The organism is Sphingomonas sp. JUb134, assembly GCF_004341505.2.
In the GTDB taxonomy this organism is placed as follows: domain Bacteria; phylum Pseudomonadota; class Alphaproteobacteria; order Sphingomonadales; family Sphingomonadaceae; genus Sphingomonas.
In genome coordinates this window covers 3,015,697-3,033,028 of sequence record NZ_SLYP02000001.1, presented here as the reverse complement: position 1 = coordinate 3,033,028, position 17,332 = coordinate 3,015,697, and the positions used below count along the sequence as shown (strand labels likewise).

Here is a 17,332-nt window from a genome sequence, read left to right as displayed (position 1 = left end):
GCACCCGGGAGGGGGTTGGAGTGGGTCAGACGAGGACCGGCTGGGGCCGCGGCACTTCGCCGAGCGGCGTCGTCGAATCGATCTCCATCATCGGCTTGATGAGGCCGTCGCGCAGGTCATAGACCCAGCCGTGGAGGTAGAGCGTCTGCCCCGCGGCGAACGCGTCCTGCACGATCGAGGTGCGCGCTAGCCGCACCAGCTGGTCGCGGACGTTCAGCTCGACCAGGCGGTTCGCCCGCTGGCCTTCCGGCAGCGAATCGATTTCGTCCTGATGGTCGCGATAGACCTGTTCGGCATTGCGCAGCCACTTGCCGAGGAACCCGGTGGCGCCGCCTTCCAATGCTGCGTTGATGCCGCCGCAGCCGTGATGGCCGCAGATGATGATGTGCCGGACCTTGAGCACGGTGACCGCATATTCGAGCACGGACATCAGGTTGATGTCGTCCTCGTTCACCAGATTGGCGACGTTGCGGTGGATGAACATGCCGCCCGGCGGCGTGTTGGTCAGCTGCCCCGCTGCGACCCGGCTGTCGGAACAGCCGATCCACAGGAACTCCGGCTGCTGGCCGGCGATCTGACGCTCGAAATAGTCGGGGCGCTCTTCCAGCCGCTCGGCTGCCCATGCCTTGTTGGCGAGGAGCAGGTGCTTGTACTCTCTCATGCGAAGACGACCTCCTTGCGCGGCGCCTGGATCTTGGACGCCGTCTGCTCGCCGACGTCGCCACGGACGATCACGCCGATGTTGCGGAACTGCGCGTTGCGGACGAACGCGTTGATGATGTCGATGTTGTCGATATCGACGTAGCTGGTGGCCGACAGGTCGATCAGGACGTGAGTGTTGTCCGGAACCTTCGCGAGTTCCTTCTGCAGCTCGTACTTGTGGATGAAGTAGAGGTTGCGGCGGGCGCGGATCATGCAGCTGTCGCCGTCCTGGACGAAGATGATCGCCGGACGGAAGTTGCGGCCGATCACGAAGATGAAGCCGACGACCAGGCCGATCACGATGCCTTCCAGCAGATCGGTGAACAGTATCGCGCCGACCGTCACGACGAACGGCACGAACTGGGTCCAGCCCTGCTTGAAGCGCTTGGTGAACAGCGACGGCTTGGTGAGCTTGTAGCCGGTGGCGATCAGCACCGCGGCGAGTGCCGACAGCGGGATCAGGTTCAGGATCGCGGGGATCAGCAGCACGCTCAGCAGCAGCCAGCAGCCGTGCAGGATGGTGGAGAGCTGGCTGTTGGCGTTGGCGTCGACGTTGGCCGAGCTGCGGACGATCACCGAGGTGACCGGCAGGCCGCCGATCAGGCCGGCCACGATGTTGCCGCTGCCCTGCGCGAACAGCTCGCGGTTCTTGTCGGTGGTGCGGCGCTTGGGGTCGATCTCGTCGATCGCCTTCACCGACAGCAGCGATTCGAGGCTGGCCACGATCGCGAGCGTGACGGCGGTGCTCCACACCGCCGCATTGCTGATCTGGCCGAAGTCCGGGGTCGTGAACAGGCCGATGAACTCGCCGAGGCCTGCGGCCACGGGCACGCTGACCAGGTGCGACGGCTGGACCTGAAGGTTCGGCGCGACCATCCCGAACAGGGCGTTGATCAGCACCGCGCCGACGACCACGACCAGCGGACCGGGAAGGAAGCGCAGCGGGCCTTCCTTGGGCTTGGCATGATCCCACCAGAACAGGAAGGCGAGGGAGATTGCGGCGATGATTGCCGCGCCCCACACGATCTGCTCGCGCAGCACGCGGCCGATCGCGGAGAAGGTGTTCTCGCCATCGCCTTGCCAGAACGAGAAGCTGCCTTCCGGATCGGCGTCATAGCCGATCGCGTGCGGGAACTGCTTGAGGATCAGGATCAGGCCGATCGCGGCGAGCATGCCGGTGATGACGGACGAGGGGACGAACTCGCTGAGAATGCCGCCGCGCGAAACCGAGAAGAGGAGCTGGATGCAGCCTGCCAGCACCACGGCCAGCAGGAACGCCTCATAGCTCGGCAGGCGCTGGATCGCGTCGAGCACGATCACCGTCAGGCCGGCTGCCGGGCCGCTGACCGACAGGGGCGACTTGCTGAGCATGCCGATGACGATGCCGCCCACGATGCCCGAGATCAGGCCTGAGAACAGGGGCGCGCCGGACGCCAGTGCGACCCCCAGGCAGAGGGGCAGCGCGACGAGCGCCACCACGATCGAGGCCGGCACGTCCTGCCGCCAGCTTGTCGCAAATTTAGAGGCCAAGGACACCGCGGTACCTTCTCTTGATCGGGTAAAAGCGTCTGGGACGCATGCGGCACAGCATATAAAACACCACCGGGCTGGGGCGGCAGCGGGAAATAATTACGTTTTGTTTCCCATGGAGCTGGGTTGTGCGGCGCGGCAGGGGGGCTATCTGGAAGGCGATGGTCCGCTCAAGTCGATCCAACGATTGGGGATTTCCCCGCTGGCGCGGTTACGAAGCCGAGCGCCAGGCTACGCGCGTGCGCCTTTGCGACCGGCACGGCTGTGAAGCCCCCGGCGACCGGCCTGCGCCCAAGTCGCCCAACAACCCCGACCGGTGGTACTTCTGCGAGACGCACGCAGCCGAGTACAACCGGAACTGGAACTACTTCGAAGGGCTGGACGAGGAAGAGGCGAAGCGGCGGGAGGCGAGCGAGCAGCGCACCGCCGACGGCTATGCCAATGCCTCGCATTACGCCTGGGGTGGCTCCGGGGACGGTACCCGTTCCCGCGACGAGATGCGCGCGCTAGAAGTGCTGGGGCTGGAGGTCGATGCCGACTTCGAGGCCGTGCGGAGTGCCTGGCGCCGCCTCGCCAAGTCCAGCCACCCCGACGTGCGCCCCGGCGACAAAGAAGCCGCGGTTCGCTTCCAGGCGATCCAGGCGGCCTATGAGGTGCTGCGGGTCGCCGAGGAACGGCGGCAGTGGAAGCCCGCATGAAGCCCGCGGTCCGCGCGCGCTGGTCGCGGGCGGTGCTGGTGTGCGGCAAATGCTCGCGCAAGCTCGATGGCGGCTTCGGACCGGACGGCGACCAGCCGCTGACCAAGGCGCTGCGCAAGCGGCTGGGGCTGAAGAAGGGGCCGAAGGCGCGGGCAGGTATCGTCGAGACGCGCTGCTTGGGCGTCTGTCCCAAGCGTGCCGTGACGGTGATCGATGGGGCGAGGCCGGGCGAGTGGCTGCTGGTGAGCCCGGGCGCCGACCTCGACGGGCTGGCGCAGGAACTGGGGCTGTCGGAGCAGAAGACTCATACCGCCGACGCCGATTAGCGGCCGCTTGCTCGCTTGACGGTGCAATCCGCCTGGGCAGTATCTGCGGCTCGGTCGTGCCCTCTCTTGCGGATCTGCCCTTGCGTATTCTCCTGACCCTTACGGCACTGGTCGTGGCCGTCTCTCCGGCTGCGGCGCAAAGCGAACCTGCGCGGAGTTTCGAGGGGACGGTGGGGCGCAGCAGGGTCGTTCTCACCCTGGAGGAGGACGGCAAGGGGGAGGACGCCTGGGGCAGCTATTTCTACCTGTCGAGCCGGCTGGACTTGGCCCTGCAGGGAGAGCGCCGCGGCAACGCACTGACGCTGGAGGCGCGGGCAACGCAGGATCGCCTGGAACTGCGTGAGGAAGGCGGCGGCCTTGTCGGCACGCTGACCACCGCGGCCAAGCGCCGCTTCTCGGTTCGGCTCGCGCGCGTCACCACTGCGAAGGACCTTCCTGCCGATCTGCCGCCGGAGCTTTCGCTGCACGAGCGGCTGCAACTGTCCGGGCTGACGCTGGAGCCCGAGGCCGTCGAGCAGGTCGACGGCAAGCCTATCCGCTGGCACCGCGAGCCGAAGAGCGGCGTCCGTCTTTTCCGCCTGGAGAGCGGCTATGCCGCGCAACCGATGGCGGCGATGAACGTGCTCCTTGCGCAAGACCAATGGCGCGAGGTCAGCCGCTGGCTCAGCTGCACCGACATCGGCGGCGAACCGGGGGTGGACGGCGGGGTCGAGGGCAAGCCGTGGCTGGGACGCGACTATGTCAGCTATGGTTGGCAGACGAGCTGGTCGTGCGCGGGTGCCGCCCATCCGGACTTCGGGACCGCTGGGCACAGCTTCGACGCGCACACCGGCCGGGAGCTGAAGCTGGACGCGGTGCTGCGGTTCGGTCCGGCACCGACCCCGCCCGAGGATAGCGACCGCTGGTATGGCTATCGCGCGCAGACCTTTGCCCCCGCGGTGGTGAAGCTTCTCCAGCGCTACCATCCACAGGAGATGCAGCCCGTCGACTCGGATGGGGAGGAATGCGACTATACGGATCCGGACGTGTGGAACTTCCCGGCCTGGCGGCTGACGCCGGAGGGGCTGTGGCTTGGCGCGAGCTTTGCCCGCGTGATGCGCGCCTGCGACGGCCCCGACTGGGCGGTGCTGCCGTGGTCGGCGCTGCCGGTGAAGCCGGAGGGAAAGAGAGCCGGCTGAGGCGGCCGCCTCAGCCGGCGGCGTAGCGTTCGGCCTCGTGGCGGATCAGGGCGATCATGTTGGGAATGCCCTGGGTCCGGTTGGAGCTCAGCTGCTTCGACAAGTCGAAGGGGGCGAGGGCCGCGGGAACGTCGGTCGCGAGGATTGCCGCCGGGCTCTGGTCCTGCACCGCCGAGAGGACCAGCGCGATGATTCCCTTGGTGATGGCGGCGTTGCTGTCGGCCAGGAAGTGGAGCGTCCCGTCCTCGCGCCGGGTGGGGTAGACCCACACCGAAGCAGAGCAGCCCCGCACCAGCGTAGCATCGGTCTTCAGCGCGTCGGGCATGGGCTCCAGCGCGCGGCCCAGATCGATCAGCAGGCGATAGCGGTCGTCCGGATCGAGGAAGCCATATTCATCGAGGATGTCGTCGAGGGACTGCATGCGCAGCCCGGTAGCAGCTGGCGGCGGCCGGCAAAAGGCCGCCGCGCCGGCATCAGAGGTCGACCCCGGCGGCAATGGCTTCCAGCTTGCGGATGCGCTCCTTGAGGTCGGCGAGTTCGATGCGGGTGCCGGCGTGGCCGAAGCTGGGCGCTTCGCCGCTTTCGACCCGGGCGAGTTCCTGCCGCTTGAGCGCCAGCCAGCCGCGCCAGCCCGCAAGCATTGCGGCGGTGACCATAGCCACGGCGGCGAGGCCGCTGGTGGCGAGGACGAGGGTGAGATTCGGGTCCGTCATGTCGCTGCTCCGATGGGGCGTGGACGTGGGTGGTCAGTTGAGCGGCGGCTGGTCGCGCAGCCGCTCGATCTCGTCGGAAAGATCCAGGCCGCGGTCGGTGACGATGCGTTCCAGCACGCGCACCCGCTGCTCCAGCCGCTCCGTCTGCGCCGCATATTGCGCCGCTTTTTCCGCGAGCTTGTTGGCTTCGAGCTCCAGCGCCCGCTCACGATGATCGAGCCAGGGCTTCACGAAGGTCTTGCCGATGATCGCGACGATCGGGATCATCAGCGCAAGGATCGGGATCAGAATAGGGCTCATGGTCGGTCCTTCAGTTCGCGCGGTCGCGCAGCTGGTCGATTTCGCGGGAGAGCAGGGCGCCGCTGTCGGTGACGATGCGCTCCACCGTCGCGAGCCGGTCCTTGACCGATCCGAGTTCGGCACGGAGCTGGGCGTTCTCCTGGCTCAGCAGGCGAACCCGCTCGATCGTTTCCTCGCTCTTCTGCGGATAGACGGCCTGCCCCCAGGCGCCATCGAGCGGATAGCCATGCTTGATGCGCATCCAGGTGGTGATGACCCATCCGGTGACCGCAACCGCGACGATGGTCACGATCAGGGGGAAGAGGCCTTGGAGCAGCGCGTATTTTTCTGGGCTCATCTCAGATCTCCTCTCGTCGGGCTCAGCGCAGCGCGTCGATTTCGCGCGCCGTGCGGGCGGCGGGATCGGTGGCGATGCGCTCGAGCACGGCGATCCGCTCTTCCAGCCGGCCGATCTTGCCGGTCAGGCGCTCGTTCTCGCTCGAAAGCAGCGCGATCTTGCGCTCGGCTTCGGGGTCCTCCTTGCGGCTGAGGCCCGACCACTCGTTCTCCACCGGATAGCCGTGGCGGGCAGGGATCCAGTTGTTGAGCACCAATCCGAAGGTCGAGATCGCGATCAGGGCGATGACGAAACCCGGTCCACTCCAGCTCATGATACTTCCTCCTGTTTGCCCCCCGGGAATCGCTCAGCGCAGGCTGTCGATCTCGTCGGCCAGGCGCGTGTTGCGGCTGGTGTAGAACATCTCGATGTCGGCCAGCCGGCGGTCGATGTCGCGGAAGGTGGAGCGGATCTCCGCGGTCGAGCGCTTCGGGTTGGAGCGCACGCCCTGCCAGAACTTCGCATCCTCCTCGCTGTCGTAGAGGCCGACCGGCTTCTTGGGCGCCATCCAGGCGATCATCGCATAGGCGATGAGGGTCCAGGGGAAGCCGCCGGCCAACGTCAGCAGGACGGCGCCGATGCGGATCCACATCGTCTCGACACCGGTGTAGTCCGCGATGCCGGAGCACACGCCCGACCACTTCGCATTCTGCTTGTCGAGGTAGAATTTGGTGCGTTGCGCGGTCATCTCAGTTCCTCCGGGAAAAGTCGATTTCACGGTCCGCAGCGTCCGGCGCGGAAGGACGGAAATCCGGGTTGTCGGCAGCGACGATGCGTTCGATCGTCTGGAGGCGTTCTTCCAGCCGGCGGGCCGTGAAGTGCATCTCGTCGAGCAGCTTCTCGTCCTCACCGGTCAGGGTCGGCGCCTGCTTCCACCGCGTGATGTAGTGCAGGATCAGCCACGGCAGTCCGATGAACAGCGTGACGATCGGCACCGCGACGGAGAGGAAGTCGTCCATCTCAGCCCTCCTTGTTCATGCGCGCCTTCAGGGCGGCGAGCTCGGCGTCGATCTTTTCGGCCGACTGGAGCTCGGCGATCTCTTCCTCCAGCGTCTTGACCTGACCCATGCCCAGCGCGTCGGCGCGACCCTCGGCCAGATCGGCGCGGCGTTCCAGCACCTCGAAGCGGCTGAACGCCTCGTTGGTCTTGGAGCCGGCATACATCTCGCGCAGGCGGCTGCGGTTGTTGGCGCTTTCCAGCCGGGTCATGATCGCGTTCTGGCGGGTACGCGCCTCGCGCAGCTTGTTCTGCAGCTTGGCGATGTCCTCTTCCGAGCTGCGCAGCGAGTCGTCGAGGACGCGGATCTCGCCGGAAAGCTGCTCGACCATGTCGGCGGCCTTCTTGCGCTCGATCAGCGCCGCCTTGGCCAAATCCTCGCGGTTCTTCGACAGGGCGAGCTCGGCCTTTTCGGTCCAGCTTTCCTGCAGACCCTGCAGCTTGGCGATGTGGCGACGCATCTCCTTCTGATCGGCGATGGTGCGCGCGGCGGATGCCCGAACCTCGACCAGCGTCTCCTCCATCTCAAGGATGATCATGCGGATCATCTTGGAGGGATCTTCCGCCTTGTCGAGCAGATCGGTGACGTTGGCGGCGATGATGTCTCGGGTGCGGGAAAAGATACCCATCGATTCAAACTCCTGTGTGTGTTCCGGTTGGGCCGGGGCGAGGGGGCAACATCCCGCCCCGGCCCGCCGTCGGTCACGCGATCGCGTGGCCGGCGGATACTGCGAAGGCCGGAGCCGGGCCGGTGCTGGTCGTTGCCGCCAGCGTCACCGTGCTGAGGACCAAGGCGCCGATCAGGCTGGCGAGGGTCCGGCTGAGGCTCGTAGCGTTGTAGGTCGTCATCGTGGTGCTCCCTGAACCTGTTGTGCTGCCCGATTGCTGAGCTTGTCCCTTGCATTGCAGGAGCCGTGCCAGTTTTCAGAAATGGCAGAAATCCGCCGTGCTCGGGAGTGTCGTCGTCGTGCCGCAACAAAGCCGTTGCTAACAGTTGGGAAACTGCGCCAAGCTTCCGGCATGGAGCGCACGACCCAAGTCATCGGCCAGTCGACGGCCTTCCTCGACACGCTGGAACGGGCCAGCCGCGCCGCGGCGCTGGACCGCCCGGTGCTGGTGATCGGCGAGCGCGGGACCGGCAAGGAACTGGTGGCCGAGCGTCTGCACCGCCTGTCGCCCCGCTGGGACCAGCCGCTGGTGGTGATGAACTGCGCGGCCCTCCCGGAGACGCTGATCGAGGCAGAGCTGTTCGGGCACGAGGCGGGCGCCTTCACCGGGGCCACCAAGGCGCGGGCAGGACGGTTCGAGGAGGCCGATCGCGGTACCTTGTTCCTGGACGAGCTGGGTACGTTGTCGATGGCGGCGCAGGACCGGTTGCTGCGCGCGGTGGAATATGGCGAGGTGACGCGGATCGGATCCTCGCGGCCGCTCCACGTCGACGTCCGCATCGTGGCGGCGACCAACGAGCATCTGCCCGATCGTGTGGCGGCGGGGACCTTCCGTGCCGACCTGCTCGACCGGCTGTCGTTCGAAGTGGTGACGCTGCCGCCGCTGCGTGCGCGCGCCGGCGACATCCCAGTGCTCGCCGAGTTCTTCGGGCGCCGCATGGCGGCGGAGATCGGGCGCGAGGTGTGGCCGGGTTTCGGCCCCGCCGCGCTCGACGCGCTCACCAGCCATCCCTGGCCCGGAAACGTGCGCGAGCTGCGCAATGTGGTGGAGCGCGCCGTCTATCGCTGGGAACGTCCGGGGCCGATCGACGGCATCGAGATCGACCCCTTCGCATCGCCCTATCGTCCGCGCGGCCAGGCACCCGCATCGGTGGCGCCCGCCGTGGCCGAGCCGGGGCCGCCAACGACGGCCGAGGTGCCGGTGGAGCACGACTTCGAGCCGGCCGACTTCAAGACGCGGGTCAACCGCTTCGAACGCGAGCTGCTGTCGCGCGCGCTTGCCGAGAACCGCTTCAACCAGCGCACCACGGCGGAGGCGCTGGGGCTGAGCTACGACCAGCTGCGCCACGCGCTGCGCCGGCACAATCTGCTGGGGCAGGGCGGCGGATGACCTGCGCATGCGCCGATCGGAGGTTGCGCACGGCGCACCGCAGCTTACCTAGAACGCGACCGTAACGACCGGAGCCATCCGGTCGCGCCCGCGTTCGACATCGCAAAATCCATCAAGGAGGAACCGTCATGGCTTTCGAACTTCCCCCGCTGCCCTACGCCTATGACGCGCTGGAGCCGACCATCGACAAGGAGACGATGACGCTCCACCACGACAAGCATCACAAGGCCTATACGGACAAGCTGAACGAGGCGATCGGCGAGGACCCGACCCTTGAGGGCAAGACGATTGAGCAGATCCTGGCCAACATGTCGGGCGCGCCGGCCAAGCTGCGCAACAACGGCGGCGGCTATTGGAACCACGACTTCTTCTGGAAGACGATGAAGGGCGGCGGCTCGCAGCCGACCGGCGCGCTCAAGGACGCGATCGACGCCAAGTTCGGCTCGGTCGAGGCCTTCAAGGAGCAGTTCAACACCGCCGGTGCGAACCAGTTCGGTTCCGGCTGGGCCTGGCTGATCGTGGGCGAGGACGGCGAACTCGCCATCACCTCAACCCCGAATCAGGACAATCCGCTGATGGACGTGGCGCCGGTGAAGGGCACGCCGATCCTGGGCAATGACGTCTGGGAACACGCCTATTACATCACCTATCGCAACGCCCGGCCCGAATATCTGAAGGCCTGGTGGAATGTCGTCGACTGGGACGTGGCAAACCAGCGCTACGAAGCGGCCAAGGCATGAACGACGGGGCGGGAAGGAAACTTCCCGCCCTTTGTTTTTACGACGCGGTGGAAAATCCTGATGGCGGTCGAAAATATTTGGTCGGACATCCTTGTTAATTTTGCCCTGCGCTGCCATATAAGCGCTGCTACAGTCGCATATTGACGGTTTTCGGCGCTTTGCGGCTCCCGCTTCCTTCTTTCCCTGTGTTTGAGCGCAAGCGCTCCCGACACGCGGGCGCGCCGATAAGAAGGAATACCCCATGAGCATTCTCGGCACCGTCAAGTTCTTCAATGCCGACAAGGGCTATGGCTTCATCGCGCCGGATACGGGCGGCGACGACGCTTTCGTCCACATCACGGCAGTCGAGCGGGCCGGCATGATCACCCTCAACCAGAACCAGCGCGTTTCGTACGAGCTGGAGCAGGATCGCCGCGGCAAGATGGCAGCGGTGAACCTTCAGCCGGCCGACTAAGTCGGACGGCGACCCGGCGGCGCCATCCGGCGCCGCCGAGCTCTTTACGGGAGACCCGTCCATGGCACAGCTAAGCTATCGTGAGCACGCCGCACAGGCCCATGCCGATGCAGAGGCGGCGACGCTGGACATGGTGCGCGATCGTTGTCTCCGGGCCGAAGCGGCCTGGGTGGCGATGGCGGAGCGCCAGGAGCGCGTCGACAAGCTTCGCGCCGAACGCGAAGGTGCCGGGCCGGTCCCCGTCCTTTAGGATACCGAGTGAAGTTTTTTACCACGCAGAACACCTCCAGTTTCCCCATTCCCGAAGCCGCCGTTCCAACGGCCCGCCGACAGTCGGCCGCGGATCGCCAGATGCAGGCGATCGCCCGTGCTGCGGTTCGCGAAGTGCTCGGATGAACCAAAAAGGCGCGCCATTGCTGGCGCGCCTTTTGTGTTTCCGGAGGAAGCGGGCAGTGCCGCGGCTCAGCCCTCGGGCGGAACCGGCGCTTCCTTTTCCGTCGTCAGGCCGTGGCGCAGCAGCATCGGCACGTTGGCGATCGCAAACAACAGCGTCAGCGGCACCGCACCCCACAGCTTGAAGCCGACCCAGAAGTCCCAGCTGGTGTTGCGCCAGACCAGTTCGTTGAGCACCGCCATGGCGGCGAAGAAGCCGGTCCAGTTGATCGTCAGCTTGCGCCAGCCCTCGGCTGAGAGGCCCGGGTAGGCGCCCTCCAGCAGCGACTGAAGCAGCGGCCGACCGGTGGCGAGACCGAAGCCCAGGATGGCCGAGAACATCGCATAGACGATCGTCGGCTTCACCTTGATGAAGGTGTCGTCGCGGAACCAGAGCGTGAGCCCCCCGAACACGAGGACGAGCCCGCCGGTGATCCACAGCATCGGCGAGATGCGACCGGTCTTGATGTGCGACACCAGGATGGCGACGAAGGTCGCCACCATGAAGGCGGCCGTCGCGATCAGCACGCGCGCCAGGCTGTCAACCATGTTGGGCAGGTGCAGCTTGCCGGCAAGCAGGTTGGTAGCGAAGAACACGGCCAGCGGCCCGTAGTCGAGCGCCATGCGCAGCCCGGGGCTCGCCTCCTTCGGCGGCGCGGTCGTGCTCATCGCAGGTTCCTTCCCTGGTCGACGCCGGCGATGATGCGGGCCACTTCATTGGCGTCGAAGCCGCGCAGGTCGTCAGCGGTCTCGCCGACGCCGATCGCGTGGATCGGCAGGCCGTAGCGCTCGGCCGCCGCGACCAGCACGCCGCCCCGCGCCGTGCCGTCGAGCTTGGTCATGACGAGGCCGGTGACGCCGGCGGTCTCCTTGAACACCTCGATCTGGTTGAGTGCGTTCTGGCCGGTCGTGGCATCGAGCACGAGCACCACATCGTGCGGCGCCTCCGGGTTGAGGCGGCCGAGCACGCGGCGGATCTTGGCGAGCTCGTCCATCAGCTCGCGCTTGTTCTGGAGGCGCCCGGCGGTGTCGACGATCAGCACGTCGATGCCGGTAGCCGTTGCCTGCTTCACCGCCTCATAGACGATACCGGCGGCGTCGCCGCCCTCGGCGCCCGAGACGATCGGCACGCCGATCCGCTCGGCCCAGGTGCGCAATTGGCCGATCGCGGCGGCGCGGAAGGTGTCGCCGGCGGCGAGCATCACGCCATAGTCCTGGTCGACCAGGGTCTTGGCGAGCTTGGCGATGGTGGTGGTCTTGCCCGAACCGTTGACGCCGATCACCAGGATGACCTGCGGGCGCGGAAACGCCTCGATCTCCAGGGGCTTCGCGACCTTGGCGAGCGAGCGCTCGACCTCCTCGGCCACCACCAGGCGGATGCCAAGCTCCTCCATGTTGCGCTCATACTGGCCCTCGGCGAGCCGGGCACGGACGCGCGCGGCGGTCTCCGGCCCAAGATCGGAGGCGATCAGCGCCTCCTCGATCTCGTCGAGCGTCTCTTCGTCCAGTCGCGCGGCCGAGAGGCCGGCGAGGTTTCCCATCAGCCGGTCAGAGGTCTTGCGAAAGCCCCCGAGCAGCCGTTCGTGCCACGATGCGCTCATGCCGCCACTCCCACCAGCCGGTTCTGCTCGACGGCGATGATTGCCACGTCGGCGATGGTCCCTGCCTGCATTGTTCGATCCAATCCTACTTCCGCAAAGGCTTCCGCATGTCCGCGGTCGCCGGGTCGTTCCACCAGAACACGTTGCCGCGTGCCGACGTGCCGGCGCAGCCATTCCGTACGGCGCTCGGCCGCACGGGCGCGCAGCGTGGCCGCGCGCTCCCGCGCCACGCCTGGGTTCACCTGTGGCATGCGCGCAGCCGGCGTTCCTGCACGCGGCGAAAACGGAAAGATGTGCGCATGGACGATGTCGCAATCGTCGAGCAGCGCCAGCGTATCCGCGAACATCGCGTCATCCTCCGTCGGGAAGCCGGCGATCAGGTCCGCCCCGATCGCGATCTCCGGGCGCGCGGCCTTCAACCGTGCGACCATCGCTACGGCGTCGGCGCGCAGATGGCGGCGCTTCATCCGCTTGAGGATCAGGTCATTGCCGGCCTGGAGCGAGAGGTGGACGTGCGGCAGCACCCGCGGCTCGCCGGTGAGCAGCGCCATCAGCCGGTCGTCGATCTCGATCGAATCGAGCGACGACAGCCGCAGCCGCTCGAGTGTGGGCACATGGGTGAGGATGCGCTCGACCAATTGGCCCAGGCTCGGCTGGCCGGGCAGGTCGTGACCGTAGCTGGTGAGATCCACGCCGGTCAGCACCACCTCGCGGTGTCCGGCGGCGACGACCTCGGCGACTCGCGCCACCACCGCACCGGCCGGTGCGGAGCGGGCAGGGCCGCGGCCGAAGGGGATGGCGCAAAAGGTGCAGCGATGGTCGCAGCCGTTCTGCACCTCCACGAACGCCCGGACGTGGGCGGCGAAGGCGGGGGCGAGGTGCGGCGCATTGCTGCGCACGGCGTCCCAGTCCGACACGCGCACCGGTTCCTGGCCGGCCCATGCCTCGGGCAGCAGCTTGTCGGCGTTGCCGATCACGCGATCGACCTCCGGCATGGCGGCGAAGCCCTGCGGATCGATCTGCGCTGCGCAACCGGTGACGATCAGTTCCGCGTCCGGCCGATCGCGGCGCGCGCGGCGGATCGCGCGCCGGGTGCCGGCCACGGCCTCGTTGGTCACGGCGCAGCTGTTGACAACCACCGCATCCCGGCACCCTAGCAGCGTGCGGATCGTTTCGCTTTCGGCGATGTTGAGCCGGCAGCCGAGGGAAATCACCTCGGGTAACACGGAAGAAGGGGGCGGCATGGCGGCTGATCTAGGGGCGGACCCAAGCGAAGTCCAACGCGCGGCGGATGCCGTGCTGCACTTCTGGTTCGACGAGCTCTCGCCGGAGCAGCATTTCGCCAAGGATGAGGCGCTGGATGCGGCCATCCGCGAGCGGTTCGGCGCCTTGCGGGATGCGGTGGTCGCGACGGACGCCGAAGGATGGCGCGACACGCCCGAGCGGTTGCTGGCGGCAATCCTGCTGGTCGACCAGTTCTCGCGCAACCTATACCGCGGGTCGGCAGCGGCGTTCGCGGCCGATCCGCTCGGGCTGGAACTGGCGCTGTCGGGCATCGCAGCGGGCTATGCGCCGAAGTTCGAGCCGCCGCGCCGGGCCTTTCTCTACATGCCGCTGATGCATTCGGAGGATCGGGGCGTGCAGCGCTTCGCCCTGCGCTGCTTTTCCGAAACGGGGCTGGAGACGAACCTGGCGTTCGCACAGGCCCATGCGGAGGTGATCGAGCGCTTCGGTCGCTTTCCGTCGCGCAACGCCGCGCTGGGCCGCGACTCGACCGCGGAGGAACTGGCTTATCTCAGCCAACCAGGCGCTGGTTGGTAACGTCGAGCGGGAGTGGAACGGGCGCGTCCGGGGCAGGGCGCGCGACGAGCTGGCGACGCTCGGCCAGCATCCGGCGAACGCCCGCGGTGGAAAGCGGCGGGCCGTAGCGCAGCCCCTGTGCCTTGGCGCAGCCGATCCCGCGCAGACGCGTCTCGACGGCTTCGTTCGGCACGCCCTGCGCAGTCACGGGCAGGTTCAGGCTCTCTCCCAGCCGCGCGATCGCGTTGACGATGGCCGTCGCGTCCGCACTGCCGGCCATGGACTGGACGAGGCTGGCATCGATCTTGATCCGGTCGAGCGGCAGCGCGCGCAAATGGGCCAGGCTGGAATAGCCGGTGCCGAAATCGTCCAGCGCGACCCGCACGCCCTGGTTCTTCAGGCTGCCGATGATCGATTGCGCCAGCGGCAGGTTGTCGAACAGCGCGCTCTCGGTGATTTCCACCTGGAGCCGATGCGCAGGGAAGCCGGTTTCGGTGAGGAGCTTCAGGATCTTCTGTGCGAGCCAGGCGTCCCGGAGCTGGCAGCGCGAGAGATTGACCGAGAGGCAGAGCGACGGGTCCCAGTCGCGGGCGGCGTCGAATGCTTGGCGCATCAGCGACAAGGACAGGTCGGCGACGAGGCCGGTATCCTCCGCGAGCGGCAAGAAGGATTCCCCTTCCAGCAGGCCGCGTGCCGGGTGCTGCCAGCGGGGCAATACCTCGAACCCGTCGAGGTCGCCGGTCACGAGGTCCATCTGCTGTTCGAAGAAGGGGAGGATTTGCCCCTGCGGAATGGCGATGCGCAGCGCCTCTTCCAGGTCGTTTCGACTGTGCAGCTCGCGCTCCATGGAACGGTCGAACCAGGCGAAGCGATCGCGGCCGTTCCGCTTGGCCGTATAGAGCGCGATGTCGGCTGCGCGCATCAGCGCCTTGATCGACGGGCAGTCCGCGCCCGAGCAAGCAACCCCGACAGAGGCGGTGACCTGGCAGCGCACGCCCCCGACGTCGACCGGCTGCGAGAGCCGGGCCAGCAGGCGTTCGGCGAGCCGCTGGACCTGCGCCGGCTGGGCAGGGGCGATCGACAGCGCACAGGCAAAGGAGTCGCCCCCCATGCGCGCGATGCGGCTGCCGGGCGGCATCGTCTCGATCAGCGCGGTCGCCGCGTGCCGAAGCACGACGTCGCCGGCCGGCTGGCCGTGCATGTCGTTGATCGCCTTGAAATGATCGAGGTCGACCAGCAGCAGCGCAACCGCGCCGCGCGTCCGGCCGACGCGCTCGATCAGGGCGGCGCCCTCGGAGGCGAAATCCTTGCGATCGAGCAGGATCGCCAGCGGGTCGGGGGCTGCCAGCGCGCGGGCGTGTTCTTCGGCGGCCTCCTGCGCCTGCGCGGCCGCGCGTTGCGCCTGGTGGCGATTCCACCCGAGCAGCATAAGCGCGAGGTTGAGCAGCAGCGCCACGACGAGCAGCCGCTGTGGCGGCGGTCCGCCCCCAAGCCAAACCCCGAGCGTGCTGGCGAGAAGCGTGCTGCCGATCCCGACCAGGAGCAGCAGCGAGGCGATGCCGATCCCCAGCAGCAGCGCGTCCGAGGAAGGACGCAACCTGCCTGAACGATCGGTGGCGAAGATCGTGCCGAGAGGAAGCCGCGAGCGCATGACTCCTTGTCCGCCACAGGTATGTAGATCGGGTTAAATCCTGCCGGTTCCGCGCACGACTTGCCCAGTTCGGCGCAATCCGCTATCGGGCCACCGTCGTTCCTCAATGGGACGGCATCCATGCGAACGCCCACGGGCGACGCCGGCCGACGAGGTTTCGTCCGCCGGCGTGTTTTGCTTGGGCGCCGGACGGAGGACATGGAAGTGGAGCAGGTACGTGTTCGATAGCTTGAGCGACCGGCTGGGAGGCGTCTTCGATCGCCTGCGGGGCCGTGGTGCGCTGACCGAAGCCGACGTGCGTACCGCCATGCGCGAAGTGCGCGTGGCGCTGCTGGAGGCCGACGTCGCGCTTCCGGTCGCGCGCTCCTTCGTCGACAAGGCGACCGAGGCTGCGATCGGCCAGGACGTGCTGCGCTCGGTCACGCCGGGGCAGCAGGTCGTCAAGATCGTCCATGACACGCTGGTCGACATGCTGGGGCCAGACACGGCCGAGCTCGACATCGCGGTCACGCCGCCGGCGGTGGTGATGCTGGTGGGTCTCCAGGGCTCGGGCAAGACCACCACGACGGCCAAGCTCGCAAAGCTTCTGTCGGGCCGCGAGCGCAAGAAGGTCCTGATGGCGTCGCTCGACGTCAACCGTCCGGCCGCGCAGGAGCAGCTGGCGGTGCTGGGCCAGCAGGTCGAGGTGGCGACGCTGCCGATCGTGGCGGGCCAGCAGCCGGTCGACATTGCACGGCGTGCGCTGCAGGCGGCGAAGCTCCAGGGCTTCGACGTGCTGATGCTCGACACTGCGGGCCGCCTGCACGTCGACCAGGCGCTGATGGACGAGATGAAGGCGGTGTCCGACATCGCCCGTCCGAACGAGACGCTGCTGGTGGTCGATTCGCTCACCGGCCAGGACGCGGTCAACGTCGCGACCAGCTTCTCCGAACAGGTGCCGCTGACGGGCGTCGTGCTGACCCGCATGGACGGCGATGCGCGCGGTGGTGCGGCGCTGTCGATGCGCGCGGTCACCGGCAAGCCGATCAAGTTTGCGGGCGTCGGCGAAAAGCTCGACGCGATCGAGCCGTTCCACCCGAAGCGCGTCGCCGGCCGCATTCTGGGCATGGGCGACGTGGTGTCGCTGGTCGAACGTGCGGCCGAGAGCATCCAGGCGGAGGATGCCGAGCGCATCGCCAACCGGATGGCCAAGGGTCAGTTCGACATGAACGACCTGCGCGCGCAGCTCCAGCAGATGCGCCGCATGGGCGGGCTGGGTGCGCTGGCCGGCATGATCCCGGGCATGAAGAAGGCGCAGGCTGCGATGGCCTCCGGTGCGGTCGACGAAAAGATCCTGCTGCGCATGGACGCGATGATCACGTCGATGACGCCCAAGGAACGCGCGAAGCCCGAACTGCTCAACGCCAAGCGCAAGATCCGCGTCGCCAAGGGGTCCGGCACCACGGTGCAGGACGTGAACAAGCTCCTGAAGATGCATCAGGAAATGTCCACGGCCATGAAGAAGCTCAAGAAGATGGGCGGTCTGAAGGGCATGATGGCGATGCTTGGCAAGGGCGGTCCGGGCGGCGGCATGGCCGGCCTGGGCAATGCGCTGGGCGGCGCCGAGCTTGGCGACATGATGAGCAAGGCCGGCGGTAGCGGCGGCCTGCCCGGGCTTCCCGGGGGCGGCAAGGGCGGCATGCAGCTGCCCCCCGGCTTCGAGAATCTGATCAAGAAGAAGTGAGCGCTCCGAAAGGAGCAATCAGCAACCAACGGTCCGGCGATTGCCGCGGCCAC

At 67.3% G+C, this 17,332-nt stretch carries 25 protein-coding genes; 10 read left to right on the top strand and 15 right to left on the bottom strand.

The annotated features are described in order from the left end of the window. Positions 1 to 25 precede the first annotated feature (25 nt). Both EDF69_RS14225 and EDF69_RS14220 read right to left on the bottom strand, forming a co-directional pair. The gene (locus EDF69_RS14225; RefSeq protein WP_132882101.1) at positions 26 to 661 is read right to left on the bottom strand and encodes a carbonic anhydrase; all 636 of its coding nucleotides are present in this window, start codon (positions 659 to 661) and stop codon (positions 26 to 28) included. Further along, positions 658 to 2,196: a SulP family inorganic anion transporter gene (locus EDF69_RS14220; protein WP_339538543.1), complete on the bottom strand. Its 1,539-nt coding sequence runs from the start codon at positions 2,194 to 2,196 to the stop codon at positions 658 to 660. Before EDF69_RS14220 ends, EDF69_RS14225 begins: the two co-directional genes overlap by 4 nt. A 197-nt stretch (positions 2,197 to 2,393) precedes the next feature. On the opposite strand from EDF69_RS14220, the gene EDF69_RS14215 reads away from it, so the two are divergent. The 3 genes from EDF69_RS14215 to EDF69_RS14205 all read left to right on the top strand — a co-directional run bounded on the left by EDF69_RS14215 (position 2,394) and on the right by EDF69_RS14205 (position 4,434). Beyond that, the gene (locus EDF69_RS14215; RefSeq protein WP_125959783.1) at positions 2,394 to 2,930 is read left to right on the top strand and encodes a J domain-containing protein; all 537 of its coding nucleotides are present in this window, start codon (positions 2,394 to 2,396) and stop codon (positions 2,928 to 2,930) included. Next, positions 2,927 to 3,256 (top strand): (2Fe-2S) ferredoxin domain-containing protein, encoded by a 330-nt coding sequence (locus tag EDF69_RS14210; RefSeq protein WP_125959782.1) that lies wholly within the window; start codon positions 2,927 to 2,929, stop codon positions 3,254 to 3,256. Before EDF69_RS14215 ends, EDF69_RS14210 begins: the two co-directional genes overlap by 4 nt. Positions 3,257 to 3,336: 80 nt before the next feature. After that, a complete protein-coding gene (locus tag EDF69_RS14205; protein WP_132882103.1) occupies positions 3,337 to 4,434 on the top strand; it encodes a hypothetical protein in 1,098 nt (365 codons plus the stop codon). Between the two features lie 10 nt (positions 4,435 to 4,444). Here EDF69_RS14205 and EDF69_RS14200 read toward each other — a convergent pair whose 3' ends face one another. From EDF69_RS14200 to EDF69_RS14160, 9 genes are all read right to left on the bottom strand, one after another. Then, positions 4,445 to 4,855, bottom strand: a complete 411-nt coding sequence (locus EDF69_RS14200; protein WP_132882104.1) for a SufE family protein — start codon at positions 4,853 to 4,855, stop codon at positions 4,445 to 4,447. 52 nt (positions 4,856 to 4,907) lie between these two features. Then, entirely contained in the window at positions 4,908 to 5,147 is a 240-nt protein-coding gene (locus tag EDF69_RS14195; protein ID WP_125959779.1) for a hypothetical protein, read from the bottom strand. A gap of 33 nt (positions 5,148 to 5,180) precedes the next feature. Beyond that, positions 5,181 to 5,447 carry a hypothetical protein gene (locus EDF69_RS14190; RefSeq protein WP_132882105.1) on the bottom strand — a complete coding sequence of 89 codons (267 nt, stop codon included), beginning with the start codon at positions 5,445 to 5,447 and terminating at the stop codon, positions 5,181 to 5,183. Between the two features lie 10 nt (positions 5,448 to 5,457). Further along, positions 5,458 to 5,784, bottom strand: a complete 327-nt coding sequence (locus tag EDF69_RS14185; protein WP_132882106.1) for a hypothetical protein — start codon at positions 5,782 to 5,784, stop codon at positions 5,458 to 5,460. A gap of 22 nt (positions 5,785 to 5,806) precedes the next feature. Then, positions 5,807 to 6,097, bottom strand: coding sequence for a hypothetical protein (locus EDF69_RS14180; protein WP_132882107.1), 291 nt, complete (start codon positions 6,095 to 6,097; stop codon positions 5,807 to 5,809). Between the two features lie 33 nt (positions 6,098 to 6,130). After that, positions 6,131 to 6,511, bottom strand: coding sequence for an envelope stress response membrane protein PspC (gene pspC, locus EDF69_RS14175; RefSeq protein ID WP_132882108.1), 381 nt, complete (start codon positions 6,509 to 6,511; stop codon positions 6,131 to 6,133). A 1-nt stretch (position 6,512) separates the two neighbouring features. After that, entirely contained in the window at positions 6,513 to 6,782 is a 270-nt protein-coding gene (gene pspB, locus EDF69_RS14170; protein WP_132882109.1) for an envelope stress response membrane protein PspB, read from the bottom strand. A 1-nt stretch (position 6,783) separates the two neighbouring features. Further along, positions 6,784 to 7,449 carry a phage shock protein PspA gene (gene pspA / locus EDF69_RS14165; RefSeq protein WP_132882110.1) on the bottom strand — a complete coding sequence of 222 codons (666 nt, stop codon included), beginning with the start codon at positions 7,447 to 7,449 and terminating at the stop codon, positions 6,784 to 6,786. Between the two features lie 73 nt (positions 7,450 to 7,522). After that, positions 7,523 to 7,669, bottom strand: coding sequence for a hypothetical protein (locus EDF69_RS14160; RefSeq protein ID WP_165889951.1), 147 nt, complete (start codon positions 7,667 to 7,669; stop codon positions 7,523 to 7,525). A 171-nt stretch (positions 7,670 to 7,840) separates the two neighbouring features. Here EDF69_RS14160 and pspF point away from each other — a divergent pair, with 171 nt between their 5' ends. From pspF to EDF69_RS14135, 5 genes are all read left to right on the top strand, one after another. Next, a complete protein-coding gene (gene pspF, locus EDF69_RS14155; protein ID WP_132882111.1) occupies positions 7,841 to 8,878 on the top strand; it encodes a phage shock protein operon transcriptional activator in 1,038 nt (345 codons plus the stop codon). 128 nt (positions 8,879 to 9,006) lie between these two features. Further along, a complete protein-coding gene (locus EDF69_RS14150) occupies positions 9,007 to 9,618 on the top strand; it encodes a superoxide dismutase (RefSeq protein ID WP_132882112.1) in 612 nt (203 codons plus the stop codon). 241 nt (positions 9,619 to 9,859) lie between these two features. Continuing rightward, complete coding sequence (locus tag EDF69_RS14145) at positions 9,860 to 10,072, top strand: cold-shock protein (protein WP_125959770.1); 213 nt, start codon at positions 9,860 to 9,862, stop codon at positions 10,070 to 10,072. A 61-nt stretch (positions 10,073 to 10,133) separates the two neighbouring features. Then, positions 10,134 to 10,322, top strand: coding sequence for a hypothetical protein (locus EDF69_RS14140; RefSeq protein WP_125959769.1), 189 nt, complete (start codon positions 10,134 to 10,136; stop codon positions 10,320 to 10,322). An 8-nt stretch (positions 10,323 to 10,330) separates the two neighbouring features. Next, a complete protein-coding gene (locus EDF69_RS14135) occupies positions 10,331 to 10,468 on the top strand; it encodes a hypothetical protein (RefSeq protein ID WP_164521197.1) in 138 nt (45 codons plus the stop codon). A 66-nt stretch (positions 10,469 to 10,534) separates the two neighbouring features. On the opposite strand, the gene EDF69_RS14130 is transcribed toward EDF69_RS14135, so the two are convergent. The 3 genes from EDF69_RS14130 to mtaB are packed head-to-tail and all read right to left on the bottom strand — an operon-like array spanning position 10,535 to position 13,349. After that, the gene (locus tag EDF69_RS14130; protein ID WP_132882113.1) at positions 10,535 to 11,173 is read right to left on the bottom strand and encodes a septation protein A; all 639 of its coding nucleotides are present in this window, start codon (positions 11,171 to 11,173) and stop codon (positions 10,535 to 10,537) included. Beyond that, positions 11,170 to 12,105, bottom strand: a complete 936-nt coding sequence (ftsY, locus tag EDF69_RS14125) for a signal recognition particle-docking protein FtsY (protein ID WP_125959767.1) — start codon at positions 12,103 to 12,105, stop codon at positions 11,170 to 11,172. The genes EDF69_RS14130 and ftsY overlap by 4 nt, the downstream gene beginning before the upstream one ends. Further along, a complete protein-coding gene (mtaB, locus tag EDF69_RS14120; protein WP_132882114.1) occupies positions 12,102 to 13,349 on the bottom strand; it encodes a tRNA (N(6)-L-threonylcarbamoyladenosine(37)-C(2))-methylthiotransferase MtaB in 1,248 nt (415 codons plus the stop codon). Before mtaB ends, ftsY begins: the two co-directional genes overlap by 4 nt. Here mtaB and EDF69_RS14115 point away from each other — a divergent pair. Continuing rightward, a complete protein-coding gene (locus EDF69_RS14115) occupies positions 13,348 to 13,926 on the top strand; it encodes a DUF924 family protein (protein ID WP_132882115.1) in 579 nt (192 codons plus the stop codon). The genes mtaB and EDF69_RS14115 overlap by 2 nt on opposite strands. Here the strand turns inward: EDF69_RS14115 and EDF69_RS14110 are convergent. After that, a complete protein-coding gene (locus EDF69_RS14110) occupies positions 13,901 to 15,556 on the bottom strand; it encodes a putative bifunctional diguanylate cyclase/phosphodiesterase (protein ID WP_132882116.1) in 1,656 nt (551 codons plus the stop codon). The genes EDF69_RS14115 and EDF69_RS14110 overlap by 26 nt on opposite strands. A gap of 217 nt (positions 15,557 to 15,773) precedes the next feature. Here EDF69_RS14110 and ffh point away from each other — a divergent pair, with 217 nt between their 5' ends. Further along, on the top strand, positions 15,774 to 17,279 hold the full coding sequence (ffh, locus tag EDF69_RS14105; RefSeq protein WP_132882117.1) for a signal recognition particle protein: 1,506 nt from the start codon (positions 15,774 to 15,776) through the stop codon (positions 17,277 to 17,279). The last annotated feature ends 53 nt before the right edge of the window (positions 17,280 to 17,332 follow it).

Coding starts and splice junctions, on each gene's coding strand:
- EDF69_RS14225 (WP_132882101.1), bottom strand. CDS start 661: ATGAGAGAGTACAAGCACCTGCTCCTCGCCAACAAGGCATGGGCAGCC.
- EDF69_RS14215 (WP_125959783.1), top strand. CDS start 2,394: ATGGTCCGCTCAAGTCGATCCAACGATTGGGGATTTCCCCGCTGGCGC.
- EDF69_RS14210 (WP_125959782.1), top strand. CDS start 2,927: ATGAAGCCCGCGGTCCGCGCGCGCTGGTCGCGGGCGGTGCTGGTGTGC.
- EDF69_RS14200 (WP_132882104.1), bottom strand. CDS start 4,855: ATGCAGTCCCTCGACGACATCCTCGATGAATATGGCTTCCTCGATCCG.
- EDF69_RS14195 (WP_125959779.1), bottom strand. CDS start 5,147: ATGACGGACCCGAATCTCACCCTCGTCCTCGCCACCAGCGGCCTCGCC.
- EDF69_RS14190 (WP_132882105.1), bottom strand. CDS start 5,447: ATGAGCCCTATTCTGATCCCGATCCTTGCGCTGATGATCCCGATCGTC.
- EDF69_RS14185 (WP_132882106.1), bottom strand. CDS start 5,784: ATGAGCCCAGAAAAATACGCGCTGCTCCAAGGCCTCTTCCCCCTGATC.
- EDF69_RS14180 (WP_132882107.1), bottom strand. CDS start 6,097: ATGAGCTGGAGTGGACCGGGTTTCGTCATCGCCCTGATCGCGATCTCG.
- pspC (WP_132882108.1), bottom strand. CDS start 6,511: ATGACCGCGCAACGCACCAAATTCTACCTCGACAAGCAGAATGCGAAG.
- pspB (WP_132882109.1), bottom strand. CDS start 6,782: ATGGACGACTTCCTCTCCGTCGCGGTGCCGATCGTCACGCTGTTCATC.
- pspA (WP_132882110.1), bottom strand. CDS start 7,449: ATGGGTATCTTTTCCCGCACCCGAGACATCATCGCCGCCAACGTCACC.
- EDF69_RS14160 (WP_165889951.1), bottom strand. CDS start 7,669: ATGACGACCTACAACGCTACGAGCCTCAGCCGGACCCTCGCCAGCCTG.
- pspF (WP_132882111.1), top strand. CDS start 7,841: ATGGAGCGCACGACCCAAGTCATCGGCCAGTCGACGGCCTTCCTCGAC.
- EDF69_RS14150 (WP_132882112.1), top strand. CDS start 9,007: ATGGCTTTCGAACTTCCCCCGCTGCCCTACGCCTATGACGCGCTGGAG.
- EDF69_RS14145 (WP_125959770.1), top strand. CDS start 9,860: ATGAGCATTCTCGGCACCGTCAAGTTCTTCAATGCCGACAAGGGCTAT.
- EDF69_RS14140 (WP_125959769.1), top strand. CDS start 10,134: ATGGCACAGCTAAGCTATCGTGAGCACGCCGCACAGGCCCATGCCGAT.
- EDF69_RS14130 (WP_132882113.1), bottom strand. CDS start 11,173: ATGAGCACGACCGCGCCGCCGAAGGAGGCGAGCCCCGGGCTGCGCATG.
- ftsY (WP_125959767.1), bottom strand. CDS start 12,105: ATGAGCGCATCGTGGCACGAACGGCTGCTCGGGGGCTTTCGCAAGACC.
- EDF69_RS14115 (WP_132882115.1), top strand. CDS start 13,348: ATGGCGGCTGATCTAGGGGCGGACCCAAGCGAAGTCCAACGCGCGGCG.
- mtaB (WP_132882114.1), bottom strand. CDS start 13,349: ATGCCGCCCCCTTCTTCCGTGTTACCCGAGGTGATTTCCCTCGGCTGC.
- EDF69_RS14110 (WP_132882116.1), bottom strand. CDS start 15,556: ATGCGCTCGCGGCTTCCTCTCGGCACGATCTTCGCCACCGATCGTTCA.